The sequence below is a fragment of the Streptomyces hyderabadensis genome, from assembly GCF_020404845.1.
GTDB lineage: Bacteria > Actinomycetota > Actinomycetes > Streptomycetales > Streptomycetaceae > Streptomyces > Streptomyces hyderabadensis.
The window spans coordinates 14,425-40,267 of the sequence record NZ_JAIOJZ010000035.1 but is presented as its reverse complement, the minus strand read 5'-3'; the positions used below and the strand labels follow the sequence as shown (position 1 = coordinate 40,267).

The window sequence follows — 25,843 nt, the reverse complement described above, 5'->3', positions numbered from 1 at the left end:
GCGGAACGCTCGTGCAGTGGACCCTGGTCGTACCCGTGAAGCCCCTCGCCCGGGCCAAGAGCAGGCTGTCGGACACCGCGGACGAGGGGCTGCGGCCGGGGCTCGCGCTGGCGTTCGCACAGGACACCGTGGCAGCCGCGCTGGCCTGCCCGGCGGTCGCGGATGTGGCAGTCGTCACGGACGACGCGCGGGCCGGACGGGAGCTGGCGGCACTCGGCGCGGACATCGTCCGGGACGAGCCGGGCGGCGGTCTGAACGCCGCGCTGGCGCACGGGGCGGCCGTGGTACGGGCGCGCCGGCCGGAATGCCCGGTGGCCGCGCTCAACGCCGATCTCCCCGCACTGCGGCCGGCCGAATTGGCGCGGGTACTGGCCGCGGCCGCCCGATTTCCCCGCGCTTTTCTCCCGGACGCGGCCGGAATCGGCACCACCATGCTGGCCGCGGCGCCGGGCCGCGAATTGGCCCCGGCATTCGGCACGGATTCCCGGGCCCGCCACCGGGCGTCCGGTGCGGTGGAACTGTCTCTCGGCGCGGTGGATTCCGTACGGCAGGACGTCGACACCGGCGATGATCTGCGCTCCGCGCTGGCGCTCGGGGTGGGGCCCCGTACGGCCGCGGTGGCGGGGCGGCTGCTGATCGCCGGGCAGTAGGCTGCCGGCATGCAGGCGACCGCGTACACCTACGACCCCGAGAGCCGCAGCGGGCAGGTACTGCTCGACGACGGCACGCCCGTGCCCTTCGACGCGGCGGCGTTCGACGCCGGGGGCCTGCGACTGCTGCGGCCCGGGCAGCGGGTGCGGATCGAGACCGAGGACACGGGGACGGGCGCGGGGACCGGCGCGGAGGCGGGCGCGGGCCTGCGGATCACGCTGGTCACACTGCAGACGTTCTGACCGGCGGGCTTGCCTCCGGATCCCGGACACGCCGCGGGCCGGACTCCCGAGGGAGTCCGGCCCGGCGCGTGAGAGCCCTGTGCCCGTTCGCCCGCTGCCGCGGGGTGCCGCCTGCTACTTCTTGCGGGCGGTGGCCTTCTTGGCGGTGGTCTTGCGGGCCGTCGACTTCTTGGCCGGGGCCTTCTTGGCGGTGGCCTTCTTCGCGGGGGCCTTCTTGGCGGCGGTCTTCTTCGCGGCCGCCGTGGTGCTCTTGGCCGCCGACTTCTTGGCGGTGGTCTTCTTCGCCGTCGTCTTCGCCGCTCCGGTGGTCTTCTTCGCGGTCGTCTTCTTCGCCGCCGCGGACGTCTTCTTGGCCGCGCCCGTGGTCTTCTTCGCGGCGCCCGTGGCCTTCTTGGCGGCGGCCTTCTTGCCCGCGGCCTTGGAGATGGTGGGCGGCGGGCCGGACAGGCTGCCCTTGGGGGCCTTCTTGACCGCGATGTCGTTCTTCGGAAGCTTCTTCGAGCCGCTGACCAGGTCCTTGAAGCCCTGGCCCGCGCGGAAGCGCGGCACGGAGGTCTTCTTGACCCGAACCCGCTCGCCCGTCTGGGGGTTGCGGGCGTAACGGGCCGGGCGGTCGACCTTCTCGAAGGAACCGAAGCCGGTGACCGAGACCCGGTCGCCCGCGACGACGGCACGGACGAGGGCGTCCAGGACCGCGTCGACAGCGTCGGCGGCCTGCTGCCGACCGCCCAGCTTGTCGGCAATCGCTTCTACGAGCTGCGCCTTGTTCACGTCTTCCCCTTCGGAGACATCGCCAGAACGAATGTGTTCAAGCTTTTTCGCACGTTAGGCAGATATATACCGCAAATCAAACACGAAACGGGCTAATCACCCTTGTGCCGCAACGGACTCGGGCCGCACCGGCCGGTTCAGCCTTCCTCTTCGGGGAATCGACCCGCGTCGAGGTCGGCGGTGAACCGATCCAGGCGCCTTGCCGCACCGGCGAGATCGTGTTTGGCCGCGGCCGTAATGACCAGCAGCTTCCGGGTCAGCGCCATCCGTACGCCCTCCGGGACTTGCAGTGCGCGCACTCTTGTGTGCGCTTCCTTGAGCCGGACCGCGACCGCCGCATAGAGCTCGAGTTGGCCGTCGTGTTCCATGCACAGATTGTGCCATCTGGGGCGAGTTGTCGCCTGCGCAGGGGGCAACTGCCGCCCCGAACGGCCTTCCTGGCTCACTCGGAAACCGGTCCTCAGGAACCTGCGTACCCCGGCAACCACGCCTCTAACGTGGGAAGTTGTGCGTCACGTCCGTCACGGGCGGGTGCGGACGGAGCCAGAAACGGCCGTACCCCCGATCGGGCTGATCGGGGGTACGGCGGGGATGTCGGGTGGCCGAAACTCGACCTTGCGGAGCCCCGGACCGGCTCCTGCGGACTCCGGGTGATCAGACCTGGAGGGTCTGCGGCTTGAAGGACGGGCGCTCGGCCTCGTACGCGGCGATGTCCGCTTCGTTCTGGAGGGTGATCGAGATGTCGTCCAGCCCGTTCAGCAGCCGCCAGCGGGAGTTCTCGTCCAGCTCGAAGGAGGCGGTGACGCCCTCGGCGCGGACCTCGCGGGCCTCCAGGTCGACGGTGATCTCGGCCTGCGGGTCGTTCTCCGTCAGCTCCCACAGCGCGTCCACGATCTTCTGGTCGAGGACGACGGTGAGCAGGCCGTTCTTCAGCGAGTTGCCGCGGAAGATGTCGGCGAAGCGGGAGGAGATCACGGCCTTGAAGCCGTAGTTCTGCAGGGCCCACACGGCGTGCTCGCGGGAGGAGCCGGTGCCGAAGTCGGGGCCGGCGACCAGGACGGTGGCGCCCTGGCGCTCGGGCCGGTTGAGCACGAACTCCGGGTCCTTGCGCCAGGCCTCGAAGAGCCCGTCCTCGAACCCGTCCCGGGTCACCTTCTTGAGCCAGTGGGCGGGGATGATCTGGTCGGTGTCGACGTTGCTGCGGCGCAGCGGGACGGCCCGGCCGGTGTGCTTGGTGAACGCTTCCATGACTCTCAGACTCCAGCGGGCGTGGGGGCGTCGGCGGCGGACAGGTCGGCCGGGGAGGCCAGGTGGCCCAGGACCGCCGTCGCGGCCGCGACCTGCGGCGACACCAGGTGGGTGCGGCCGCCCTTGCCCTGGCGCCCCTCGAAGTTGCGGTTGGAGGTGGACGCGGAGCGCTCACCGGGGGCCAGCTGGTCCGGGTTCATGCCCAGGCACATCGAGCAGCCCGCGTGCCGCCATTCGGCGCCGGCCTCCTTGAAGACCACGTCCAGGCCCTCGGACACGGCCTGCAGACCGACCCGCGCGGAGCCCGGGACGACCAGCATCCGTACGCCGTCGGCGACTTTGCGGTCCCGGACGATCTCGGCGGCGGCGCGCAGGTCCTCGATGCGGCCGTTGGTGCAGGAACCTACGAAGACGGTGTCCACCTTGATGGAGCGCAGCGGCTGCCCCGCCTCCAAGCCCATGTACTCCAGGGCCTTTTCGGCGGCGAAGCGCTCCGAGGCGTCCTCGTACGAAGCCGGGTCGGGGACGGCGGCGGAAAGCGGCGCGCCCTGGCCGGGGTTGGTGCCCCAGGTGACGAACGGCGCCAGCTCGGCGGCCTCGATGACCACCTCGGCGTCGAACTCGGCGTCGTCGTCCGTGCGCAGCGTCTTCCAGTACTCCACCGCCGCGTCCCAGTCCGCGCCCTCGGGGGCGTGCGGGCGGCCCTGGAGGTAGGCGAAGGTGGTCTCGTCGGGGGCGATCATGCCCGCGCGGGCACCGGCCTCGATCGACATGTTGCAGATGGTCATGCGGGCCTCCATCGAGAGCTTCTCGATGGCCTCGCCGCGGTACTCCAGGATGTAGCCCTGGCCGCCGCCGGTGCCGATCTTCGCGATGATCGCCAGGATCAGGTCCTTGGCCGTGACGCCCTCGGGCAGTTCGCCGTTGACCGTGATCGCCATGGTCTTCGGGCGGGCCATGGGCAGCGTCTGGGTGGCCAGCACGTGCTCGACCTGGGAGGTGCCGATGCCGAACGCCAGCGCGCCGAAGGCGCCGTGCGTCGAGGTGTGCGAGTCGCCGCAGACCACGGTGGTGCCGGGCTGGGTCAGGCCCAGCTGGGGGCCGACCACGTGCACGACGCCCTGCTCGACGTCGCCCAGCGGGTGCAGCCGGACGCCGAACTCCGCGCAGTTCTTGCGCAGCGTCTCCAGCTGGGCCCGGGAGACCGGGTCCGCGATGGGCTTGTCGATGTCGAGCGTGGGGGTGTTGTGGTCCTCGGTGGCGATGGTCAGGTCGAGCCGCCGCACCGGGCGGCCGCTCTTGCGGAGGCCGTCGAAGGCCTGGGGGCTGGTCACCTCGTGCAGCAGGTGCAGATCGATGAAGAGGAGGTCGGGCTCGCCCTCGGCGCGCCGGACGACGTGGTCGTCCCAGACCTTCTCCGCGAGTGTCCTACCCATCGCTTTCCCTTCGGTCGGCGACGGAGCGCCGACCCAACTAGTGATCTTGGGGAAGCGGTGCCCGCACCCCTGTGTTTCCGGGCAACCGCCACCAGGCCCTTTCGTCACGGGCCGGTTGTGACTTCGTGCCATCCAGAGTGGCGGGTTCCACGGAAAATTGAACTTGCGTTTCACAGAGTGAGACGGGAGTATCGTTGCATGGACAACAGTAGCGGCGTCGGCGTTCTGGACAAGGCGGCCCTCGTCCTGAGCGCTCTGGAGTCCGGCCCGGCCACCCTCGCGGGGTTGGTCGGTGCGACCGGACTGGCACGACCCACGGCCCACCGCCTGGCCGTGGCGCTGGAACACCACCGTATGGTGGCGCGCGACATGCAGGGCCGTTTCATCCTCGGCCCGCGCCTGGCCGAACTGGCGGCGGCGGCCGGCGAGGACCGCCTGCTCGCCACGGCGGGCCCGGTCCTCACCCACCTCCGTGACGTCACCGGTGAGAGCGCCCAGCTCTACCGCCGCCAGGGCGACATGCGCATCTGCGTGGCCGCGGCCGAGCGCCTGTCGGGCCTCAGGGACACGGTCCCGGTCGGCTCCACGCTCACCATGAAGGCCGGTTCCTCGGCGCAGATCCTGATGGCCTGGGAGGAGCCGGAGCGCCTGCACCGCGGCCTCCAGGGCGCCCGCTTCACGGCGACGGCGCTGTCCGGTGTGCGCCGCCGGGGCTGGGCCCAGTCCATCGGCGAGCGGGAGCCCGGCGTCGCGTCCGTCTCCGCACCGGTGCGCGGCCCGTCCAACCGCGTGGTGGCCGCCGTCTCCGTCTCCGGGCCCATCGAGCGCCTCACCCGCCACCCCGGCCGGATGCACGCGCAGGCGATCATCGACGCCGCCGGCCGCCTCTCCGAGGCGCTGCGCCGCAACGGCTGACCGCCGTCCCCCGACACCTCTGACCGGTCACGGGCCCGCCTCAACGCCGCGGCGGGCCCCGCGCCGTCCGCAGATCCCGTCCGGGGAGCGGCAACGCCGAAGGGGGCTCCCGCCTCAGCGGAAGCCCCCTTGGGGCCATCGAGTACCCCCGACCGGATTCGAACCGGCGCTACCGCCTTGAGAGGGCGGCGTGCTAGGCCGCTACACAACGGGGGCGTGGATCTTGCGGGCGTTCATCCTGCTCCGCCGCAGATCCGAGCTGGTCTACCAGGACTCGAACCTAGACTAACTGAACCAGAATCAGTCGTGCTGCCAATTACACCATAGACCAATGTGGTTTAGACCAGTTCGTACCCCCGACCGGATTCGAACCGGCGCTACCGCCTTGAGAGGGCGGCGTGCTAGGCCGCTACACAACGGGGGCCCTAGCGATCCTGCATCGAGATCAGTGGGAGCGACCCGAACTGTCCTCGCGGGAAGGATCTGTACCCCCGACCGGATTCGAACCGGCGCTACTGCCTTGAGAGGGCAGCGTGCTAGGCCGCTACACAACGGGGGCTTTGCAGATATAGCTCTGCGAGCTGGCCTACCAGGACTCGAACCTAGACTAACTGAACCAGAATCAGTCGTGCTGCCAATTACACCATAGGCCACTGGAACGCAAGCCCCGGAGGGGTTCTTGTTCTAGCGTTGCGCTTCCGGTTCCCGGCCCTTCGGCCCGCTCTCCGGCGGCGCAGGAAGAACATTACCCGAAGGTGGACGGGGCTCCAAAACGGGTATCGGCGCCGAGGTGCGCCGGAAGTTCGGAGAGCGAGGCGATACGGCGCGGTCCGGACGGCGGGTCGACGGCCGCGTGGACGCCGCCGCGGTCGATCCACACGGAGAGCAGCCCGGCGTCGGCAGCGCCGCGCCCGTCGATCTCCGGGTGGTCGCCGACGTAGGCGACCTCGGCGGGGGCAAGGCCGAGGGCGTCGCAGGCCGCGAGGAAGGCGCCGGCCTCCGGTTTGGAGACGCCCAGCTCGGCGGCGCACAGGATGGCCTCGAAGCGGTCGTGGACGCCGAGGACGCGCAGCTTGCGGTCCTGGACGGTGAGGCTGGAGTTGGAGAGCACGGCGTGCCGGTGGCTGCCGGCCAGGGCGTCGAGCACGGGCAGCACGTCCGGGAAGAGGGACCAGGCGGCCTCGTAGTGGGTGACGTACCGCTGGAACCAGTTGTCGGCCTCGGCGTCCGTCAGCTCGGACCGGCCCAGGAAGACCCGGGTGCGGTCGCGCCGCTGTGTGACGAAGTCCACCTCCCCCGCCGCGAAGCGCGCCCACTGCTGGTCGGTGATCTCCCGCCAGCGCACGAGGGCCTCGTCGGCCGATCCGTACCCGGCGAGCAGTCCCTCGGCGACCAGATGGGCCCGCATGCCCTCGCGGTCGGCGGTGGTGTAGTCGAAGAGAGTGTCGTCGACGTCCCAGACGACGGCCCGAATGCTCATGATCCGACGGTATCGCCGGGACGGGCGGCATGGGCGCTCTTCGGCGGTTCGAGGGGCGGCGGATGCCGTAGCTTGGGAGGACCGACGAGCGAAAGACCGAGCCCGCCATGACCGAATATCGCGTTCAGTTCACCGTTGAGGCCCGCGCGACGTACGAGGCGCTGCCCGTCGAGCGCCGGGCCCATCTGGACCGGGCCGTGCGGATACTGGCCCGCGACCCGTTCCGGAAGAACGCGACCGCCCAGCTCGGCCCGGACGAGCATCTGCGCAAGGCATACGTCGCCCCCGGAGTGATGCTGGAGTACATGGTGGCCGGAGCGGTCATGGTCGTCGTCGTCCTGGAGATCTTCGACGAGAGCGCCTATCTCGTCGACGAGGCCGACGCGCAGTGACCTGGTGACAAGGGGGCGGCACCCGGAGTGTTCCGGATGCCGCCCCTTGCTCGTGCCCGTTGCCCGAACGCGATCCCTGCGCGCGTGGGCGTTACGCCGCGAGCCGGGCCAGCGCCGCGTCGATGCGTGCCAGGGCCTTCTCCTTGCCCAGGACCTCCAGGGACTCGAAGAGGGGCAGGCCGACCGTGCGGCCGGTGACGGCGACGCGGACGGGGGCCTGGGCCTTGCCGAGCTTGAGGCCGTGGGCCTCGCCGGCGGCCAGGACGGCCTCCTTGAGTGCCTCCGGGGAGGTCCAGTCGGCCGCGTCCAGCTTCTCGCGGGCCGTGGCCAGGAGCGCGTCCGAGCCCTCCTTCATGGCCTTGGTCCAGCTGGCCTCGTCGAAGACCGGCTCCGGCAGGAAGAGGAAGTCGACGTTGTCGGTGATCTCGGAGAGGACCTTCAGGCGGGTCTGCGCGTGCGGCGCGATCGCCTGCCACTTGGCCTCGTCGAAGTCCTCCGGCGCCCAGGGCGCGACGGGGGCCTTCAGCCAGGGGCGGCAGCGCTCGGTGAAGTCCTTGACCGCCAGCAGCCGGATGTGGTCGGCGTTGATCGCCTCGCACTTCTTGAGGTCGAAGCGGGCCGGGTTGGGCTGGACGTCGTTGACGTCGAAGGCCGCGACCATCTCCTCGATGGTGAAGATGTCCTGGTCGGCCGAGAGCGACCAGCCGAGGAGCGAGAGGTAGTTGAGCAGGCCCTCGGGGAGGAAGCCGCGCTCGCGGTAGAGGTTGAGGCTCGACTGCGGGTCGCGCTTGGACAGCTTCTTGTTGCCCTCGCCCATGACGTACGGCAGGTGGCCGAAGGCGGGGATCTCCTTGGCGAGGCCCAGCTCGATCAGCGCCTTGTACAGGGCGATCTGGCGCGGGGTGGAGGAGAGCAGGTCCTCGCCGCGCAGGACGTGGGTGATCTCCATCAGGGCGTCGTCGACCGGGTTGACCAGCGTGTACAGGGGCGCGCCGTTGGCGCGGACGATGCCGTAGTCCGGGACGTTCTCCGGGAGGTAGGTGATCTCGCCGCGGACCAGGTCCGTGAAGGTGATCGCCTCGTCGGGCATCCGGAAGCGGACGATGGGCTCGCGGCCCTGGGACACGTACTCCTCGACCTGGGCGGCGCTCAGCTCGCGGCAGTGGCCGTCGTAGCCGGAGGGCTTGCCGGCGGCGCGGGCGGCCTCGCGGCGGGTGTCCAGCTCCTCCTGGGAGCAGTAGCAGCGGTAGGCGTGGCCGGCGTCCAGGAGCTTCTGGGCGACGTCCCGGTAGAGGTCCATGCGCTGCGACTGGCGGTACGGCGCGTGCGGGCCTCCGACCTCGGGGCCCTCGTCCCAGTCGAAGCCCAGCCAGCGCATCGAGTCGAGCAGCTGGTTGTACGACTCCTCGGAGTCGCGGGCCGCGTCGGTGTCCTCGATGCGGAAGACCAGCGTGCCCTGGTGGTGGCGCGCGAAGGCCCAGTTGAACAGGGCGGTGCGGACCAGGCCCACGTGGGGGTTGCCGGTGGGGGACGGACAGAATCGGACGCGTACGGGGGAGCCGGGTGCGCTAGCCACGCTTGACAACCTTGTTGGTGAGAGTGCCGATGCCTTCGATGGTGACGGCGACCTCGTCGCCGACGTTGAGGGGGCCGACGCCGGCCGGGGTGCCCGTGAGGATCACGTCGCCGGGGAGCAGCGTCATCGCCTCGGAGATGTTGACGATCAGGTCCGCGATGGAGTGGATCATCTCGCTGGTGCGGCCGAGCTGTCGCTGGGCGCCGTTGACCGTGAGCTGGATGGTCAGGTCGGACGCGGCCGCGAGGTCGAGGTCCGTCTCCACCCAGGGGCCCAGCGGGCAGGAGGAGTCGAAGCCCTTGGCCCTGGCCCACTGCTTCTCACGGCGCTGCACGTCGCGGGCGGTGACGTCGTTGGCGCAGGTGTAGCCGAAGATCACGTCCTGGACGCGCTCGCGCGGGACCTCGCGGCACATGCGGCCGATGACGACGGCCAGTTCGGCCTCGTGGTGCAGTTCCTCGCTGAAGGAGGGGTACTGGATGGCGTCGCCGGGGCCGATCACCGAGGTGGACGGCTTGAAGAAGGCGAACGGGGCGTCGGGCACCTCGTTGCCGAGTTCGCGGGCGTGCTCGGTGTAGTTGCGGCCGAAGGCGACGACCTTGTTGGGGAGTACCGGCGGCAGCAGCCGCACCTTGCTCAGGGGCACCTTGGTGCCGGAGAGCTCGAAGTCCGCGAACGGGATGCCCTTGATGATGTCGAGGACGAGCTGGTCCGGCTGGTCGCCCTCGACCGCGCCGAAGGCGACGTTCCCGTCGATGGAGAACCTGGCGATGCGCACGGGTTGCTTGGCCCCTTGACTGAGCTGGCTGGAGTCTGACGCTCCAGGCTATCGCGGTGGGCCTGGACCGCCGGGCAGGGCTCAGCGCCGGGGCCGCCGCTGAACGTCCGGCGGCCGGGTGTCGTACTACTCTGCGACCGACGCCGTGGCCGGGGCCTCCATGAGGATGGTGCGCCGGGGGTTGGCGGTCTGGGTGGGCAGCTCGACGGCGTGCTCCGGCTGTTCCGGCGTCTGCAGGTCGTCGGCGTCCTTGAGGTGCGCCAGCGTCGTGCGTCGCGGGTTGGCGATCTTGTGGAACATCATCGTCGTCTTCACGGTTGTACGTGGCCCTGTCGTGTCCGGGCGCCCGAGGGCCGGCGAAAGCCCCTGCGAGGGCGCGGGTTGTCGGTTTTGCCTTCTCTGTAAAGCGTCAGGCTAGACACGCCATTCCCCGCCGACCGCGGGGGAGTCCACGATCCGGGTGTGAGTTTGCTCACTTATCAAGGGTCAAACCGGTCAATTGCGACGCCGACGTCACTCCGACCAATCCGACATTGCACACCTGAAGCCATCATTCCGCTGCTGATCATGTCGACTGGGACACCCGCCGCACCTCGACGACTCGCGTGCATACGTCCGGTTTACGGGTGATCATCTTCTACGGCTGGTGACCCGGCCCTCACGTGGTGTCACGTATCTCACGGCCTGTCCCACGGGCCTTGTTGGAGATCCTGCACTGTGCTGGAATTCCACGGACCGCCGCGGGATCGAGCCGGCGCACAGGGGGCGCACACCAGCGCCGAGCGGCGGCGAGAAGGGGGAACCAGCGCCGGTCACTCACGACCAACACAGGGGCGAATTCAGGGCGCCCCTTTGACGCCGACACCGTGCCCGGCCGTTCACGCGGAGGGGCGCCTGGTCCAGAGGTTGCGACGCTAGTGCAGGGACGTTTCAAGAGGGATGGCAGCGCTTCGGCGGAGCCGGAGCCGCAGGGCGGGACTGGCCCCAAGGCCGTCAGCTCCTCGCCCCAGCACGCCCAGAACCCGGGCCAGACCCAGCCCGGCGACGGCGGGGAGCGCGCCGGTCAGGCGGCGGGCCCGTCCGCTCCCGGCCAGCAGCCGCCCGCCAAGCCGGCCAAGGGCTCGACCGGCCCCGGCCCGCGAATAGCCCTGCGCAACTGGCGGATCTCCACCCGTCTGGTGTCGCTGCTTGCGCTTCCGGTGGTCGCGGCCACCTCGCTGGGCGCCCTGCGCATCAACCAGTCGATGGACGACATCCAGCAGCTCGAGAACATGAAGCTGCTGACCGAGATGACCAAGCAGGCCACGGAGCTGGCCGCCGCGCTCCAGGAGGAGCGCGACCAGTCCGCCGGTCCGCTGGCCCACGGCTCGAAGTCCAGCGCGATCGCCGTCAAGGGCGACCGCGAGCAGACCGACCGGGCCCTGAAGAACTTCCTCGACAAGTCCGAGCAGATCGACGCGGCGAGCAAGGACGGCAAGCTCGTCGGCGTCCGGGACAGCCTCGTCGGCATCGCCAGCGACCTGAACGACCTGACCAAGATCCGCAGCACGGCGTACACGGCGAACGACAACTCGACCCAGACGGTCGAGGCCTACCACCGCCTGATCACCCACCTGCTCGACCTCTCGCAGGACATGGCGGAGGCGACCAGCAACCCCGACATGATCCAGCGCACGCGCGCGCTGTCCGCCTTCTCCTCGGCCAAGGAGTACGCCTCCATCCAGCGCGCGGTGCTCGCCGCGGCGCTCCCGGCGAACAACAAGGACAAGGGCGACCTCGCCGAGAACGACCGGCTGTACGCCCAGTCCGCGCTGCAGAGCCAGACCTCCGAGCTGCGCAGCTTCACCAGCATCTACGGCGAGGGCGCCGAGGACCTGCTCAAGCCGATCTCCGAGGGCAACCCGGTGATCGAGACCTCCGACCAGTACGCCGGCCGCGCCCTGGGCCGGGTCAACGGCCTGGCGGGCCTGAAGCCGCGCTCCTACCAGGACTGGCTGGACGACAGCTCCACCAAGATCCAGCAGATGAAGAACATCGAGCTGAAGCTGCTGGAGGACATGGAGCAGCAGGCCCGCGAGCTGCGCAACGAGTCCGAGCAAGAGGCCATCATCTCCGGTGTCCTCATCCTGCTCGTGCTCGGCGTCTCGCTGGTCGGCGCGTTCGTCGTGGCGCGGTCCATGATCCGCTCGCTGCGCCGCCTGGAGGACACCGCGACCAAGGTCGCCCAGGACCGCCTGCCCGAGCTGGTCAAGCAGCTCTCCGAGACCGACCCGCAGGACGTCGACACCTCGGTGGAGTCGGTCGGCGTGCACTCCCGGGACGAGATCGGCCGAGTGGCCGCGGCCTTCGACGACGTGCACCGCGAGGCGGTCCGCCTCGCCGCCGAGCAGGCCCTGCTGCGGGGCAACGTCAACGCGATGTTCACCAACCTCTCGCGCCGCTCCCAGGGCCTCATCCAGCGTCAGCTCTCGCTCATCTCCGAACTGGAGTCCCGCGAGGCCGACCCGGACCAGCTGTCCTCGCTGTTCAAGCTCGACCACCTCGCGACGCGCATGCGCCGTAACGGTGAGAACCTCCTCGTCCTCGCCGGTGAGGAGCCGGGCCGGCGCTGGACCCGTCCGGTCCCGCTGGTCGACGTGCTCCGTGCCGCCGCCTCCGAGGTGGAGCAGTACGAGCGCATCGAGCTGGCCTCCGTGCCGAGCACCGAGGTCGCCGGCCGCGTGGTCAACGACCTCGTGCACCTGCTCGCCGAGCTGCTGGAGAACGCGACCTCGTTCTCCTCGCCGCAGACCAAGGTCAAGGTCACCGGTCACGCGCTGCCCGACGGCCGGGTGCTGATCGAGATCCACGACACCGGCATCGGCCTCTCCCCGGAGGACCTGGCCGCGATCAACGAGCGGCTCGCCTCGCCGCCCACCGTGGACGTCTCCGTCTCCCGCCGCATGGGTCTGTTCGTGGTCGGCCGCCTCTCGCAGCGCCACGGCATCCGCATCCAGCTGCGCCCGTCCGACTCCGGCGGCACGACCGCGCTGGTCATGCTGCCCGTCGACGTCGCCCAGGGCGGCCGCAAGCCGCAGCCCAAGCCCGGTCAGCCCGGCGCGGGCAACGGCGGTCCGGCCGCCGCGCAGGCGGCCGCCGGTGTCGCCGCGGCCCGCCGCGGCGGTCAGGGCGGCGGTGCCCTCGGTGGTGGCGGCGCCTTCGGCGGCGGCGGTGGCGGTGCTCTCGGGGCCGGTGCTCCGGGCGGCCGGCTCGGTGCCGGCCAGGGTCCGCGGGCCGCACTGCCCGGGCGCGACGCGGGCGGCCGCCCGGGTGCGCCGGGTGGCCCGCGCGGGCCCCAGTCCCCCGCGGCCCCGGGCCAGCAGAACCGTCCGGCTCCGGCCGGCGCGGGAGCCGGTGCCGGTCAGGTGCCCGGGGCCCCGCAGGGTCTGCAGGCCGCGGGCATGAACGCGCCGCAGGGCAACGCGCCGGCGAACAACGCCGCGCCGGGCCAGGACATGTTCGGCGGCACCCGCACTCCCGCGGCGCCCCCGCAGCGCGCCAAGCAGGGCGGCGACGCCGAGCAGGGCCGTCGTCCCCAGCTGCCGCCGCGCGGCGGTCCGCGGGCCGAGCTGCCCGGCGGCAACCCGCAGCCGCGGGTGCCCAGCTGGAGCGACGGCAGCGCACAGCCGCCGGTGCCGCGTGCCTCGCTGGACGCCCCGCGCGGCCACGACGAGCCGGACAGCTCCCGCACCGACCGCACGCCGCGCCCCGACGAGCGGCAGGGCCCCGGCTCGACCGCGGAGATGCCCGCCGTGCCCGCGTTCGGCGAGCCCCAGTCCCCCGCCGTCACGGCCGAGTTCGCCCGCCCGGACTTCGACGCCCCGGCGCCGCGCCGGGACGAGTCGCAGGACACCGGCCAGTTCGCCCAGCCCGGCCAGGACCAGTACGACGGCCGGAGCCAGTACGGGGACCAGTACGGGCAGGACCAGTACGGGCAGGACCAGTACGGCCAGGGTCAGTACGGTCAGGGCCGGCCGGACCAGGACCAGTACGACCGGGGCCGGTTCGGCCAGGACGCCGCGCAGAACGACCAGTTCGCGCGGCCCGAGCCGGCCGCGCCGCAGCAGGGCGGCGGTCCCTTCGTCCGCTCGGACGTCTTCGGCGGGCAGCCCGCCCAGGCGGCCCCGAACGGCTCCGCCCCGGCCGACCGGTTCGCCGGCGCCCAGGGCTACGACAACGGCTCGACCGGGCAGCAAGACCTGCCGGTCCGTCAGAACCCGGCGGCCACCGGTCAGTTCGAGCGCCCGCAGGTGGGCGGCACGCAGGGCGGCAACGACTTCGGCGCCCCGCGTCCGCCGGCCCCGCAGCGTCCGGCCGCGCCGGAGCCCGTGGGCCAGAACACCAACGGGACTCCCCCGCAGCGGCCCCAGGACGGCTGGGCCCTGCCCCCGGCCTCGGGTCCCGGTGACGGACGTACGCCGCTGTACGACACGCTGGAGACCAACTGGTTCCACGGCGACCGCGAGACGAGGGCGCCGCAGGCCGCCCCGGCCGCGTCCCCGGAACCGCAGGCCGCCCAGCCCCAGACCCCGGCGGCTCCCCAGCGGCCGGCCACCTCGGCCTGGCGCAGCTCGCCGAACGACGACCTCGTCCGGCAGGCGGAGCGCGTGAGGCAACCGGCCGCGGGCGGGGTCACCACCTCCGGCCTCCCGCGCCGGGTACCCCGGGCCAACCTCGTCCCGGGGACGGCTCAGCAGCAGTCGCACCAGAACGGTCCGCAGGTCTCGCGTGCGCCCGACGACGTGCGCGGCCGGCTGACCAATCTCCGTCGGGGAATCGCACAGGGCCGTCAGGCCGGGACCAACCAGACCGGCAGCTACCCGCGGCCCACTCACCAGCAGGAGCGTTAGTTGAGCCCGATGAGCCAGGCGGCACAGAACCTCAACTGGTTGATCACGAATTTCGTGGACAACACCCCAGGGGTGTCCCACACCGTCGTCGTGTCCGCCGACGGACTCCTCCTGGCGATGTCGGAGGGCTTCCCTCGCGACCGCGCCGACCAGCTCGCGGCCGTCGCCTCGGGACTGACCTCGCTGACCGCCGGGGCGTCCCGGATCTTCGAGGGCGGCAACGTGGCGCAGACGGTCGTGGAGATGGAGCGGGGATTCCTCTTCCTCATGTCCGTCTCGGACGGCTCGTCCCTGGCGGTCCTCGCTCACCCGGAGTGCGACATCGGCCTCGTCGGCTACGAGATGGCGCTCCTGGTCGACCGCGCGGGAGCGGTCCTCACACCCGACCTGCGCGCTGAACTACAAGGCAGTCTGCTCCACTGATCGGCCCCGGCACCACCCGTGTTACCAAATCACCGTCCGGCCGCCACAATCCCCCCACCGGCCTCGTCAGACGGCTTGACTGACCGACTTGCTGTCCCGCCCGGAGGATTCATGACCCCGCCCACCGCCTCTCATGATCCGTACGCGGAGCCGTACGAGGACGAGGGCGACCAGCCGCTGGTACGTCCCTACGCGATGACCGGTGGCCGGACCAGGCCGCGCTACCAGCTCGCCATCGAGGCGCTGATCAGCACGACGGCCGACCCGGCAGCGCTCATGGGGCTGCTCCCCGAGCACCAGCGGATCTGCCACTTGTGCCGCGAGGTGAAATCGGTGGCCGAGGTGTCGGCCCTGCTGGCGATGCCGCTCGGCGTGGCGCGGATCCTGGTCGCGGACCTCGCGGAGGCCGGGCTCGTCGCCATCCACCAGCCCGGCGGAGACGAGAACAACGGCGGTGCGCCTGACGTGACACTGCTCGAAAGGGTGCTCAGTGGACTTCGAAAGCTCTGACGGAGGGCGGGCGACCACCTCCGCGAAGATCGTGGTCGCCGGCGGCTTCGGCGTCGGCAAGACCACGTTCGTGGGCGCCGTCTCCGAGATCAACCCCCTGCGCACCGAGGCCGTGATGACCTCGGCCAGCGCCGGGATCGACGACCTCACGCACGCCGGGGACAAGACGACCACGACGGTCGCCATGGACTTCGGCCGCATCACGCTCGACCAGGACCTGATCCTGTACCTGTTCGGCACGCCGGGCCAGGACCGGTTCTGGTTCATGTGGGACGACCTGGTGCGCGGCGCCATCGGCGCGGTCGTGCTGTGCGACACCCGCCGGCTGGCCGACTGCTTCCCGGCCGTCGACTACTTCGAGAACAGCGGCCTGCCGTTCGTCGTCGCGCTCAACGGCTTCGACGGCCAGCAGCCCTACTCCCCCGACGAGGTGCGCGAGGCGCTGCAGATCGGACCGGACACCCCGATCATCACCACCGACGCCCGGCACCGCGCCGACGCGAAGTCGGCACTGATCACGCTGGTCGAGCACGCGCTGATGGCCCGCCTGCGGTAGGTCCCGCGGCGGATCCGCCGATCGCCGCAGCCAAGTCGGCAGGGTTCTACGGCACTTGTCGTAGACGGATCGGAGTCGGCTGTGTCCTTTGACACGGTCGGCTCCGCTGTTCATAACGTTTCGGCAGAGGAATCGGGTGGTACCGACACGCGACGCGGTCAACTGGTCTCGCTGCGCGCACGAACGCCCCGTCTTTTGACGGACCTCGCTCTGTATGACCGTTTTACGTGGGGCTTACATCACGTGTAACCCCCTCGTTCCACTGTTTGGAAGAGCGCTGGTCGCCGTGCTGGAATGCCAGAACTGCCCCATGGTCAAAGACGTACTCAGCAGTAGCGCGTACTCGATGACGACGGAGTGGGTTCTGAGACACCGCGGCACGACACAGGTGCCGACCGCCGAGAGGTTGTTGGTCGAGTGAGGCGAAGCAAGAACAGTCCCGAGCCATCGGCCCGGGGCAACTTCACCCCGCCGCCGCGCACAGCGGCGCCCGCCCCCGCACCCGCCGCGGAACCCAAGGCCGAGCCCGCGCCGAGCGGTGGCCGTTTCACGCCGCGCAACTGGCGGGTGACCACCCGGCTGAACGCGATCCTGCTCATTCCGGTGCTGGTCGGCCTCGTCATGGGCGGCTTCCAGGTGAAGAGCTCGATCGACACCTGGCAGGACGCCGAGGACGCCGAGAGCACCGCGCGCCTGGTGCGCGCCTCGCTCGGCTACGCCAACGCCCTCTACAACGAGCGCGACATCACGGCCGCCCCGCTGCTGCAGGGCAAGGGCGAGAAGGACGCCACCGTGGTCGAGGCCCGCCAGGCCACCGACAAGGCGGCCGACACGTTCGACGAGGCGGCCCGGGGCATGCCTGCCAAAGAGGGCCTGGAGCGCCGGCTGAAGGTGTTCCGCGAGCAGGAGCCGAAGCTCCAGACGCTGCGGGCGGCCGCGTACACCTCCAAGCTCAAGGGCGTGGAGACCGAGGAGGGCTACACCGGCGTCGCCCACCCGCTGATGGAGTTCGCCAACGAGCTGGGTCTGGGCACCGGCAACATCACCTCCTACGGCCGTACCGTCTACGCGATCTCGCTGACCAAGGCCGCGCTCTCGCTGGAGCGCTCCATCGGCATGCACATGCTGGTCAAGCCGGGCCCCGAGCCCAGCCACCTCGCCAGCCAGCGCGTCGCCCTCTCCTCGTACGCCTACCTGGAGCGCATCGCGATCGAGGAGTACATCGGCGGCGGCACCGAGGCGGACGCGCAGAAGCTGGAGGACGCCGAGGCGAAGCTCAAGGACGACGGCGCGGCCATGGCCAAGGAGGCCAAGGCCAAGGACCCGGACTACGTGCCGCCGCCGTCCGATCCGACGACGATGATCTCGGAGCTGGCCGGGCTCGCCTCCACGGACACCAGCGCTCGGGCGGAGCTGGCCCAGCAGGGCATCACGCCGGAAAACTGGTGGGCGGTCAACACCCTCAAGTTCGACGCGTACCAGAAGATCGAGTCGGACCTGGCCGACAAGGCGGTGTCCGAGGCGTCCACGATCGCCGACGACGCCGAGCGCGACGCCTACATCACGGGTGCCGCGGTGGTCATCGCGCTGCTCGCGGCGTTCATCCTGGCCGGCATGGTGGCGCGTGGGATGAGCCGCTCCATGCGCCAGCTGCGCAACGCCGCCTTCGGCATCGCCGAGCAGCGGCTGCCGATGCTGGTCGACCAGCTCTCCCGCACCGACCCGGGCCGGGTCGACACCCGGGTGCAGCCGATCCCGATCACCTCGACCGACGAGATCGGCGAAGTCGCCCGCGCCTTCGACCAGGTGCACCGCGAGGCCGTCCGGCTCGCCGCCGAGCAGGCCCTGCTGCGGGGCAACATCAACGCGATCTTCACCAACCTGTCGCGCCGCAACCAGTCGCTGATCGAGGGCCAGCTGAGCCTGATCACCGACCTGGAGAACAACGAGGCCGACCCCGACCAGCTGGAGAACCTCTTCCGGCTGGACCACCTCGCCACCCGTATGCGCCGCAACGGCGAGAACCTCCTGGTCCTCGCCGGCGAGGAGCCCGGCCGCCGCTGGGACCAGCCGGTTCCGCTGGTCGACGTGCTGCGTGCCGCCTCCTCCGAGGTGGAGCAGTACGAGCGCATCGAGCTGTCGGGTGTCCCCGAGGCCGAGATCCACGGCCGTGCCGTGACCGACCTGGTGCACCTGCTCGCCGAGCTGCTGGAGAACGCCACCACGTTCTCCTCGCCGCAGACCAAGGTCCGCGTCACCGCGACCCGGCTGCCCGACGGCCGCGTGATGGTCGAGATCCACGACAAGGGCATCGGCCTGACCGCCGAGGACTTCGCGGACATCAACCACAAGCTGGCCAACCCGCCGACCGTGGACGCCGCGATCTCGCAGCGCATGGGCCTGTTCGTGGTCGGCCGGCTGTCCGACCGGCACGGCATCCGCGTCCAGCTGCGCCCCTCCGGCGAGCAGGCGGGCACCACCTCGCTGGTCATGCTCCCGGACGCCATCACCCACGGTGGCGGCGGCGAGCAGCAGCCGCGCGACGAGTTCACCGTCTCGCAGATCATCCCGGAGCAGAACTTCCAGGGCGAGAGCTTCGCCCAGGTCGGCCAGCCCATGCGGACCGCCGCCGAGCTGGGCTTCGACGACAGCCGGTACGCCGAGATCCCCGACGACATACGCGAGCTGGACCCGGTCGGCCGCTCGCTGATGCGCGAGGAGCGCCGCGCGGCCCTGGAAGCGCAGTCGCAGCCCGAGCTGCCCGGTCCGGCGGACCGCGGCGAGGGCGGGAACACCGGGGCCACCGGCTTCCAGGACCAGTTCACCGGCCAGCAGCAGGGCTACGACCAGGCTCTCGACGGCTACCAGCAGCAGCCGAACGGGGCGTACCAGGAGTCGCCGAACGGCACGTACGAGGAGTCGCCCAACGGCGCGTACGACCAGCAGGCGGCGTACGCCGACCAGCAGCAGGCGTACCAGGAGCCGCAGCAGGCGTCGTACGACGAGCAGTACTACGCGCCGAACGGCGGTCTGCCGGAGAACGGGAACTACTCGCCCTTCGAGCAGCGGCGCCACCAGGACGACTGGCCGCAGCAGGACGGCTACCAGAACGGGTATCCGGACCAGTACCCCACCGGTGCCCCGCAGGCGCAATCCGCCGAGGCCGCTGACGTGACCGAGGCGGACCGCGTAGGCTTCGACCGTCCGGGGCCGGCCCCTTCCGCCGCCCACGAGCTGACCGACGCCGGTCTTCCCCGCCGCGGATCCACCGCGAGCGGCGCGGGCGATGCGGGGCGCGTGGGCCAGGAGACGCCGGCCGCCGCACCGGGGGCGGGCGGCGAGGACACCTGGCGGTCGGCCAACGACGACCGCTGGCAGCAGGCCTCGGCGCTGCGCAGGCCCAAGGCGGGCGGGGTGACCTCCTCGGGACTGCCGCGGCGGGTGCCCAAGGCCAACCTGGTCGAGGGCGCGGCCGAGACCACCCCTCAGGGAGGCCCCCAGGTCTCCCGCGCTCCGGAGGACGTCCGGGGCAGGCTGAGCAACCTGCGGCGCGGCGTCGAACGGGGCCGCAACGCAGGCAGTGAAACGAACGGCCAGGACACAAGGAATGAACACCGTGGTCCTGACAGCACCTACAACCAGGAGCGTTAGTGTGAGCCCGATGAGCCAGGCGGCGCAGAACCTGAACTGGTTGATCACCAACTTCGTGGACAACACCCCGGGGGTGTCCCACACGGTGGTGGTCTCCGCCGACGGACTCCTTCTGGCGATGTCCGAAGGGTTCCCTCGCGACCGAGCCGATCAGCTCGCGGCCGTCGCCTCCGGCCTGACCTCGCTGACCGCGGGTGCCTCGCGCATCTTCGAGGGCGGCAGCGTGAACCAGACGGTTGTGGAGATGGAGCGCGGATTCCTCTTCATCATGTCCATCTCCGACGGCTCGTCCCTCGCGGTTCTCGCACACCCGGAGGCGGACATCGGTCTCATTGGGTACGAGATGGCCCTTCTGGTGGACCGTGCGGGCACGGTCTTGACCCCCGATCTGCGGGCTGAGCTCCAAGGGAGCCTTCTCAACTAAAGGACAGACGGTGCGTTTTGGCGTCCCGTGGCCGTAAAGTTTCGGGACGCGGCTCCACAGTGATGGGTGCCAGGCACAGTCGGAGGAGGAACAAGTGGCAACACCCCCAGGCGGTCCGTCATCGGGCAACTGGTCGTACGGCCCTGGTCAGGGCCAAGGCGACGGCTCGGCGAACGGGTACGGCTACCCCTCCGTGCCGAGCCACCGGCAGCCGTACGCGCCGCAGGGCCCCGGCCCTTCGCCGTACGACCAGCCGCACGCTCCGCGCATCCAGCCCGTGCAGCCGCAGCGCCGCACCCCTGAGCCGGCGCCCGCCGGGGCGTCGAACAACCCCCTGGTGCGCCCGTACGCCATGACGGGCGGTCGCACCAGGCCCCGGTACCAGCTCGCCATCGAGGCGCTGGTGCACACCACCGCGCAGCCGCACCAGATGCAGGGCCAGCTGCCCGAGCATCAGCGGATCTGCAACCTCTGCCGGGAAATCAAGTCGGTGGCCGAGGTCTCGGCCCTCCTGACGATCCCTCTCGGCGTGGCCAGGATCCTCGTCGCCGACTTGGCGGAGGCGGGACTGGTCGCCATCCATCAGCCCGGCGGCGACGAGAGCGCCGGCGGCCAGCCAGACGTGACACTGCTCGAAAGGGTGCTCAGTGGACTTCGCAAGCTCTAGCGGCGGTCCTTCCCGCTCCACCACTTCCGCGAAGATCGTGGTGGCGGGCGGCTTCGGCGTGGGCAAGACCACGTTCGTCGGCGCTGTCTCGGAGATCAACCCGCTGCGCACCGAGGCCGTGATGACATCCGCGTCGGCGGGCATCGACGACCTCACCCACACGGGGGACAAGACGACCACGACGGTCGCCATGGACTTCGGACGCATCACGCTCGACCAGGACCTGATCCTGTACCTCTTCGGTACGCCCGGCCAGGACCGGTTCTGGTTCATGTGGGACGACCTGGTGCGCGGCGCCATCGGGGCGATCGTCCTGGTCGACACGAGGCGGCTCGCCGACTGCTTCCCCGCCGTCGACTACTTCGAGAACAGCGGCCTGCCGTTCGTCATCGCCCTCAACGGCTTCGACGGGCAGCAGCCGTACAACCCGGACGAGGTCCGGGAGGCGCTGCAGATCGGTCCGGACACGCCGATCATCACGACGGACGCGCGGCATCGGGCCGATGCGAAGTCTGCGCTCATCACGCTCGTGGAGCACGCGCTGATGGCGCGGCTGCGCTGACGCGCTGACGCGCTCAGCCTGCGGGCAGTCGTGCCGCTGGGGCGGCACGGGTGGGCGCAGGCGACACGCCCCCTGCGGCCACCGGGCTGCCGGGGGCGGTTTCGTTGCCGGGTGCGCGTAGTACGTGGCTGGTCGCGCAGTTCCCCGCGCCCCTGGGTGAGTTGCCCGGCCCGGCGTCGAGCAGAAACCCCGCACACAGGTCGAGGCCCCTCCGAAGTGGAGGGGCCTCGACCTGTGAGTGGGCTGAGGTCAGCGCCAGCTGTGCGGCGCCCTGAAGCCCGGCTCGCGTTCCAGGCGGCGCCAGCCCGCGCGGGCTCGGCCGCCGCCGTGGGCCGGGGCGATCTCGGCGGGGCGGGCGGCGGCACGGGCCAGGAGGAGCGCCGTGATGGCGGCGACTTCCTCGGGCTCGGCGTGGCCCTTCTCGACGCGGATGTCGGGAGTGGACATGGACGTGGCTCCTCGGGTCACTGCGGCGGGTTGCCGTGCTTGCGGGAGGGCAGGTCGGCGTGCTTGGTGTGGAGCATCGCCAGGGACTTGATGAGCACCTCACGGGTCTCCGCGGGGTCGATGACGTCGTCGACCAGGCCGCGTTCGGCCGCGTAGTAGGGGTGCATCAGCTCGGACTTGTACTCCTTGACCATGCGGGCCCGCATGGCCTCGGGGTCCTCGGCCCCGGCGATCTGCCGGCGGAAGATGACGTTGGCCGCACCCTCCGCGCCCATGACGGCGATCTCGTTGGTCGGCCAGGCGTAGGTGAGGTCGGCGCCGATCGACTGGCTGTCCATGACGATGTAAGCACCTCCGTACGCCTTGCGCAGGATGAGCGAGATCCGCGGCACGGTCGCGTTGCAGTAGGCGTAGAGGAGCTTGGCGCCGTGGCGGATGATGCCGCCGTGCTCCTGGTCGACGCCGGGCAGGAAGCCGGGTACGTCCAGAAGGGTGACGATCGGGATGTTGAAGGCGTCGCACATCTGCACGAAGCGGGCGGCCTTCTCCGAGGCCTCGATGTCCAGGACGCCGGCCAGGGCCTGCGGCTGGTTGGCGACGATGCCGACGACCTGGCCGTCGAGCCGGGCCAGGGCGCAGATGATGTTGCGGGCCCAGCGCTCGTGGACCTCCAGGTACTCGCCCTCGTCGACGATCTCCTCGATCACCTTGGCCATGTCGTACGGGCGGTTGCCGTCCGCCGGGACCAGGTCGAGGAGCACGTCCGAGCGCCGGTCCACGGGGTCCGAGGACTCGTGGCGCGGCGGGTTCTCCCGGTTGTTCTGCGGGAGCAGGGAGAGGAGGTAGCGGACCTCGGCGAGGCAGGTCTCCTCGTCGTCGTAGGCGAAGTGGCACACGCCGGAGGTCTCGGCGTGCACGTCCGCGCCGCCCAGGCCGTTCTGGGTGATCTCCTCGCCGGTGACCGCCTTGACGACGTCCGGGCCGGTGATGAACATCTGCGAGGTGTCGCGGACCATGAAGACGAAGTCGGTGAGTGCGGGGCTGTAGGCCGCGCCGCCCGCGCACGGGCCGAGCATCACGCTGATCTGCGGGATGACACCGGACGCCTTGGTGTTGCGCTGGAAGATGCCGCCGTAGCCGGCGAGGGCGCTGACGCCCTCCTGGATGCGGGCGCCGGCGCCGTCGTTGAGGGACACCAGCGGGGCACCGGCCGCGATGGCCATGTCCATGATCTTGTGGATCTTCGTGGCGTGGGCCTCGCCCAGCGCGCCGCCGAAGATGCGGAAGTCGTGGGCGTAGACGAAGACCGTGCGGCCCTCGACCGTGCCCCAGCCGGTGACGACACCGTCGGTGTGCGGCTTCTTGGTCTCCAGGCCGAACCCAGTCGCCCGGTGCCGGCGCAGCTGCTCGACCTCGCGGAAGGAGCCCGGGTCCAGGAGCAGCTCGATCCGCTCACGTGCCGTCAGCTTGCCCTTGGCGTGCTGCGCCGCCGTCGCCTTCTCGCTCGGTCCGGCCAGCGCCTGCGCACGGATCTCGTGCAGCTCGGCTACTCGCCCGCGCGCGTCCGTCGGCTCACCCGGCGCCTCATCCAAAACGGTCATGTAGCGACTCTACGAAGCAGACCCAGGATTGCGAGCCGTCGACTCCGTACAGTCTCCGGCCCGTTTTCCTGGTAGCACTGAACAGAACCCCTATTGCATGCAGCCATTTCGACTGCTCAGAGGGCCTTCGTCTTGTAGGGGTTGCACAAAGCCGTCAGCTGAGAGTCACCTCACATTCATGGGTGGTACATACCACCCCTGGGGTGACGCGGAGGTGCAGTCGGCGGCCCGTCGCGAGGATCTCGACCGTCTCGTCGGCCCGCTCCACCGCTCTCACCGGGTGGTCCCAGACGATCTCCAGGGGTTCTCCCGTGCGCGGCGGTTCGCTCACGCAGAGCGTAGCGGTACGGCCCCGGCGGCGGACCAGCACGCTCGCCCCGGCCGTGGCGGTGAGCGGGCCCGCCGTGCCGGCCTGCCAGAAGTTGGCGGCCGTGAGACCGAGGGAGGGGACGGTGAGGGCCTGGCGGCGGCCGTCGTTGGCGAGGATCCTCAGCCAGCGGTGGTCGGCGGCACGGCGGGCCACGGCCGACCGGGAGGCGCCCGGCATGACGGTGTAGACGTAGTCGGCGTCGACGGGGTCGGTGCCGTGGTCGAGCCAGAGAACCTGCCGGCGCCGGGTGCGGCGCTCGGTCGTGCTGGTGGTGTTGATGTCGGACCAGGCTCCGGTGCGGTCCTCGCGCAGGGCCCTGAGGCCGCCGCCGGGCACGATCCAGCCGCCGTGGCCCTCCAGGTGGGCCCAGTGCCGGCCGCGCACCAGCGCCTGGTCGCCGCCCTCCCCCAGGTTGCGGTTGTCCACGACCGTCTCGACCGGGACGCCGTCCGCGCAGGTGATGCCGGCGCCGAGGCAGACGACGGCGTCGTCGAGGAAGAACCAGGACTTGCGGGCGTCGAGGGTGGAGTCGAGCCCCTTGAGGTGCTGCCCCACGGCCGCGTACTCGCCGTCGGTGGTGCCGCCGACCCAGCGCACGTCGGGTTTGGGCGCGCCCCACTCGCCGCCCGCCCGGTCGGCCAGGCGCTTGGTCGAGACGGTGGTGCCGGGCAGCCGGTACCAGTCGACGGTGGGCCAGAACCAGTCCGTGTACTGATCCGAACTCGTGCCGTTCGCCCACCAGGTCAGCATGCCCGCGCCGGTGTGCCAGCCGCGCGGGTTCTCGCCGTTGCCGCACTCGTAGTGGGCGATGCGGTCGCTGGCCATGGCGAGGCCCGCAGTGAAGGCGGGGCGGCGGTGCACGGCGCGGTCCATGGCCGCGAAGAGGTGGTGCCCGGCGGGTTCGGGGGCCGCCTCGCCGGGGGCGTCGGCGATCGCGTGCAGCCGGGCCAGGTCGGCTACCGGGAACTGGGGCGCGGTGAGGATCGGGGTGACGGTGTCCCGTTCGATCCAGCCCTTGATCCGGGCGTACCAGCGCTCGCGCTCGGCGTCGCTCGCGCCGCCCGCGAGGACCGCCATGGCGGCGATGATCTGCTGGCCGTGGAAGTGGTCGCTGCGCATGACGTGCAGGTCGTCGCTGTTGAGGTAACCCCGGCTGATGGCCCGCCCGTTGACGATGTCCATGACGAGCCCGTCGTGGATCAGGGGCGCGTAGGCCCGCTCGACGCTGTCGAGGACGATCTGCCTGCCGGGGTCGGTCACCTCCCACTCGGAGCCGGCCAGCAGGGTGAACAGCCGGCCGAGGCCGTCCAGCATGACCTGGCCGTACGTCCCCGAGTAGGCGACCCAGGTGTGCTGGACGAAGGAGCCGTCGGCGTAGAGCCCGTCCCCCTTCGTGACGTACGGGAAGACCGGCGAGAGGGCGTCGCGGGCCAGGGCGAGCTTGGCGGGGGCCCGGCCCAGGACGCCGCGCAGGGCGACGGAGCGGCACAGGTCGACGCGGTTGGCGCCGGTGGAGGTGCCGGTGTAGTCGCCGAGCATCGTGTCGGGGACGAAGTGGTCGACGGCGGCGCAGGCGGCGGCCACGCGGTCGGTGCCGAGGTGGTCGTACAGGGCGGCCGTGATGTCCATCAGGAGCCGGGGGCTGCCGATCTGCCACTCCCACCAGTTGCCGTAGCGGGTGGTGGCGGGGTTGTAGACGGTGGCCGAGAGATGGTCGAGGCCGCGCAGGACGTCGGCGAGGAGGGCGGGGTCGCCGGTGGAGCCGGTGCCCTCCTGCACGTACGCCTGGGTCATCGTCCACAGGCGGCCGTAGGCGAAGGTGATGCCGGCGGGCGGGTCGAAGGGGTGGCCGGGCCACAGCGAGGTGGGGGCGGGGGCCATGGTGGCGCGGTGCTCGCGGGCGCGGGCGCCGGTCTCGGCGAGGCGGGCGGCGTAGGGCTCGGCGGTGGGGTCGTAACCGGTGCCGAGGGCGATGTCGAGCCAGCGGCGGCGGAGGGTGTCGTAGGGGTCGGCCGCGGCGGCCGCGGCGTGCGGGACGGAGGCGAGGGCGGCGGTCGCGGCCGCCGCGAGCAGGACCGCGCGGCGGGTGGGGGCGGTGGGGCGCTGTGGGGTCATGCTCATGCCGTCTATCACGCCGGGGGCGGGAGGGGAACGGGGCCGCAACACGTGCGGCGCGGATGGTTGATGGCGGCGCGGAATAGCTCTAGAGTCGAAGCCGTTGGACTGGTTGAACATTCAACTTCAAGGCCTTCCT

23 protein-coding genes and 5 tRNA genes are annotated in these 25,843 nt (G+C 71.0%); 12 read left to right on the top strand and 16 right to left on the bottom strand.

Annotated elements, in window-relative coordinates:
- Positions 1-11: 11 nt before the first annotated feature.
- Both cofC and K7854_RS24765 read left to right on the top strand, forming a co-directional pair.
- Positions 12-650: a 2-phospho-L-lactate guanylyltransferase gene (cofC, locus tag K7854_RS24770; protein WP_226028755.1), complete on the top strand. Its 639-nt coding sequence runs from the start codon at positions 12-14 to the stop codon at positions 648-650.
- A 9-nt stretch (positions 651-659) separates the two neighbouring features.
- Positions 660-893 (top strand): hypothetical protein, encoded by a 234-nt coding sequence (locus tag K7854_RS24765; protein ID WP_226028754.1) that lies wholly within the window; start codon positions 660-662, stop codon positions 891-893.
- A 114-nt stretch (positions 894-1,007) separates the two neighbouring features.
- On the opposite strand, the gene K7854_RS24760 is transcribed toward K7854_RS24765, so the two are convergent.
- The 4 genes from K7854_RS24760 to leuC all read right to left on the bottom strand — a co-directional run bounded on the left by K7854_RS24760 (position 1,008) and on the right by leuC (position 4,348).
- Positions 1,008-1,664, bottom strand: coding sequence for an HU family DNA-binding protein (locus tag K7854_RS24760; RefSeq protein WP_031086277.1), 657 nt, complete (start codon positions 1,662-1,664; stop codon positions 1,008-1,010).
- 137 nt (positions 1,665-1,801) lie between these two features.
- A complete protein-coding gene (locus K7854_RS24755; protein WP_226028753.1) occupies positions 1,802-2,032 on the bottom strand; it encodes an SCO5555 family protein in 231 nt (76 codons plus the stop codon).
- Between the two features lie 286 nt (positions 2,033-2,318).
- Positions 2,319-2,912, bottom strand: coding sequence for a 3-isopropylmalate dehydratase small subunit (leuD, locus tag K7854_RS24750; RefSeq protein ID WP_226028752.1), 594 nt, complete (start codon positions 2,910-2,912; stop codon positions 2,319-2,321).
- A gap of 5 nt (positions 2,913-2,917) precedes the next feature.
- Entirely contained in the window at positions 2,918-4,348 is a 1,431-nt protein-coding gene (leuC, locus tag K7854_RS24745) for a 3-isopropylmalate dehydratase large subunit (protein WP_164414449.1), read from the bottom strand.
- 198 nt (positions 4,349-4,546) lie between these two features.
- Here leuC and ndgR point away from each other — a divergent pair, with 198 nt between their 5' ends.
- Complete coding sequence (gene ndgR, locus K7854_RS24740; protein WP_011030305.1) at positions 4,547-5,263, top strand: IclR family transcriptional regulator NdgR; 717 nt, start codon at positions 4,547-4,549, stop codon at positions 5,261-5,263.
- A 143-nt stretch (positions 5,264-5,406) separates the two neighbouring features.
- Here ndgR and K7854_RS24735 read toward each other — a convergent pair.
- From K7854_RS24735 to K7854_RS24710, 6 genes are all read right to left on the bottom strand, one after another.
- Positions 5,407-5,479 (bottom strand) — tRNA-Glu (locus tag K7854_RS24735).
- Between the two features lie 43 nt (positions 5,480-5,522).
- Positions 5,523-5,594 (bottom strand) — tRNA-Gln (locus tag K7854_RS24730).
- Between the two features lie 20 nt (positions 5,595-5,614).
- Positions 5,615-5,687, bottom strand: a tRNA-Glu gene (locus K7854_RS24725).
- A gap of 62 nt (positions 5,688-5,749) precedes the next feature.
- Positions 5,750-5,822 (bottom strand) — tRNA-Glu (locus K7854_RS24720).
- A 22-nt stretch (positions 5,823-5,844) separates the two neighbouring features.
- Positions 5,845-5,916: transfer RNA gene (locus tag K7854_RS24715), tRNA-Gln, on the bottom strand.
- Positions 5,917-6,008: 92 nt separating this feature from the next.
- A complete protein-coding gene (locus K7854_RS24710; RefSeq protein WP_226028751.1) occupies positions 6,009-6,743 on the bottom strand; it encodes an HAD family hydrolase in 735 nt (244 codons plus the stop codon).
- 107 nt (positions 6,744-6,850) lie between these two features.
- Here K7854_RS24710 and K7854_RS24705 point away from each other — a divergent pair, with 107 nt between their 5' ends.
- Positions 6,851-7,135 (top strand): hypothetical protein, encoded by a 285-nt coding sequence (locus K7854_RS24705; protein ID WP_037923539.1) that lies wholly within the window; start codon positions 6,851-6,853, stop codon positions 7,133-7,135.
- Positions 7,136-7,226: 91 nt separating this feature from the next.
- Here the strand turns inward: K7854_RS24705 and gltX are convergent, their stop codons facing one another.
- From gltX to K7854_RS24690, 3 genes are all read right to left on the bottom strand, one after another.
- Positions 7,227-8,711 (bottom strand): glutamate--tRNA ligase, encoded by a 1,485-nt coding sequence (gene gltX / locus K7854_RS24700; RefSeq protein WP_226028750.1) that lies wholly within the window; start codon positions 8,709-8,711, stop codon positions 7,227-7,229.
- Positions 8,704-9,489, bottom strand: a complete 786-nt coding sequence (locus K7854_RS24695) for a fumarylacetoacetate hydrolase family protein (protein WP_226028749.1) — start codon at positions 9,487-9,489, stop codon at positions 8,704-8,706. Before K7854_RS24695 ends, gltX begins: the two co-directional genes overlap by 8 nt.
- Before the next feature lie 126 nt (positions 9,490-9,615).
- Positions 9,616-9,804: a hypothetical protein gene (locus K7854_RS24690; protein ID WP_226028748.1), complete on the bottom strand. Its 189-nt coding sequence runs from the start codon at positions 9,802-9,804 to the stop codon at positions 9,616-9,618.
- 602 nt (positions 9,805-10,406) lie between these two features.
- On the opposite strand from K7854_RS24690, the gene K7854_RS24685 reads away from it, so the two are divergent.
- From K7854_RS24685 to K7854_RS24650, 8 genes are all read left to right on the top strand, one after another.
- Positions 10,407-14,378, top strand: coding sequence for a sensor histidine kinase (locus K7854_RS24685; protein ID WP_226028747.1), 3,972 nt, complete (start codon positions 10,407-10,409; stop codon positions 14,376-14,378).
- Between the two features lie 9 nt (positions 14,379-14,387).
- Positions 14,388-14,801 (top strand): roadblock/LC7 domain-containing protein, encoded by a 414-nt coding sequence (locus K7854_RS24680; protein WP_003973453.1) that lies wholly within the window; start codon positions 14,388-14,390, stop codon positions 14,799-14,801.
- Between the two features lie 111 nt (positions 14,802-14,912).
- A complete protein-coding gene (locus K7854_RS24675) occupies positions 14,913-15,311 on the top strand; it encodes a DUF742 domain-containing protein (RefSeq protein WP_003973454.1) in 399 nt (132 codons plus the stop codon).
- Positions 15,292-15,867: a GTP-binding protein gene (locus K7854_RS24670; protein WP_003973455.1), complete on the top strand. Its 576-nt coding sequence runs from the start codon at positions 15,292-15,294 to the stop codon at positions 15,865-15,867. Before K7854_RS24675 ends, K7854_RS24670 begins: the two co-directional genes overlap by 20 nt.
- A 417-nt stretch (positions 15,868-16,284) precedes the next feature.
- On the top strand, positions 16,285-19,518 hold the full coding sequence (locus K7854_RS24665) for a sensor histidine kinase (protein WP_226028746.1): 3,234 nt from the start codon (positions 16,285-16,287) through the stop codon (positions 19,516-19,518).
- A gap of 10 nt (positions 19,519-19,528) precedes the next feature.
- Entirely contained in the window at positions 19,529-19,942 is a 414-nt protein-coding gene (locus tag K7854_RS24660; protein WP_004983065.1) for a roadblock/LC7 domain-containing protein, read from the top strand.
- A 94-nt stretch (positions 19,943-20,036) separates the two neighbouring features.
- Complete coding sequence (locus K7854_RS24655) at positions 20,037-20,609, top strand: DUF742 domain-containing protein (protein ID WP_030188513.1); 573 nt, start codon at positions 20,037-20,039, stop codon at positions 20,607-20,609.
- Positions 20,590-21,171, top strand: coding sequence for a GTP-binding protein (locus K7854_RS24650; RefSeq protein ID WP_009314218.1), 582 nt, complete (start codon positions 20,590-20,592; stop codon positions 21,169-21,171). The genes K7854_RS24655 and K7854_RS24650 overlap by 20 nt, the downstream gene beginning before the upstream one ends.
- 249 nt (positions 21,172-21,420) lie before the next feature.
- On the opposite strand, the gene K7854_RS24645 is transcribed toward K7854_RS24650, so the two are convergent.
- The 3 genes from K7854_RS24645 to K7854_RS24635 form a co-directional block, all read right to left on the bottom strand.
- The gene (locus tag K7854_RS24645) at positions 21,421-21,618 is read right to left on the bottom strand and encodes an acyl-CoA carboxylase epsilon subunit (RefSeq protein ID WP_007387733.1); all 198 of its coding nucleotides are present in this window, start codon (positions 21,616-21,618) and stop codon (positions 21,421-21,423) included.
- A 17-nt stretch (positions 21,619-21,635) separates the two neighbouring features.
- Positions 21,636-23,219, bottom strand: a complete 1,584-nt coding sequence (locus K7854_RS24640) for an acyl-CoA carboxylase subunit beta (RefSeq protein WP_226028745.1) — start codon at positions 23,217-23,219, stop codon at positions 21,636-21,638.
- A gap of 154 nt (positions 23,220-23,373) precedes the next feature.
- A complete protein-coding gene (locus K7854_RS24635) occupies positions 23,374-25,704 on the bottom strand; it encodes a polysaccharide lyase 8 family protein (RefSeq protein WP_226028781.1) in 2,331 nt (776 codons plus the stop codon).
- Positions 25,705-25,843: the final 139 nt, after the last annotated feature.

Bases quoted from the DNA above. Each gene is read 5' to 3' on its own strand.
- K7854_RS24635 (WP_226028781.1), bottom strand. From the start codon at position 25,704: ATGACCCCACAGCGCCCCACCGCCCCCACCCGCCGCGCGGTCCTGCTC.
- K7854_RS24765 (WP_226028754.1), top strand. From the start codon at position 660: ATGCAGGCGACCGCGTACACCTACGACCCCGAGAGCCGCAGCGGGCAG.
- K7854_RS24645 (WP_007387733.1), bottom strand. From the start codon at position 21,618: ATGTCCACTCCCGACATCCGCGTCGAGAAGGGCCACGCCGAGCCCGAG.
- K7854_RS24755 (WP_226028753.1), bottom strand. From the start codon at position 2,032: ATGGAACACGACGGCCAACTCGAGCTCTATGCGGCGGTCGCGGTCCGG.
- leuC (WP_164414449.1), bottom strand. From the start codon at position 4,348: ATGGGTAGGACACTCGCGGAGAAGGTCTGGGACGACCACGTCGTCCGG.
- leuD (WP_226028752.1), bottom strand. From the start codon at position 2,912: ATGGAAGCGTTCACCAAGCACACCGGCCGGGCCGTCCCGCTGCGCCGC.
- ndgR (WP_011030305.1), top strand. From the start codon at position 4,547: ATGGACAACAGTAGCGGCGTCGGCGTTCTGGACAAGGCGGCCCTCGTC.
- K7854_RS24640 (WP_226028745.1), bottom strand. From the start codon at position 23,219: ATGACCGTTTTGGATGAGGCGCCGGGTGAGCCGACGGACGCGCGCGGG.
- K7854_RS24675 (WP_003973454.1), top strand. From the start codon at position 14,913: ATGACCCCGCCCACCGCCTCTCATGATCCGTACGCGGAGCCGTACGAG.
- K7854_RS24705 (WP_037923539.1), top strand. From the start codon at position 6,851: ATGACCGAATATCGCGTTCAGTTCACCGTTGAGGCCCGCGCGACGTAC.
- K7854_RS24680 (WP_003973453.1), top strand. From the start codon at position 14,388: ATGAGCCAGGCGGCACAGAACCTCAACTGGTTGATCACGAATTTCGTG.
- K7854_RS24710 (WP_226028751.1), bottom strand. From the start codon at position 6,743: ATGAGCATTCGGGCCGTCGTCTGGGACGTCGACGACACTCTCTTCGAC.
- K7854_RS24660 (WP_004983065.1), top strand. From the start codon at position 19,529: ATGAGCCAGGCGGCGCAGAACCTGAACTGGTTGATCACCAACTTCGTG.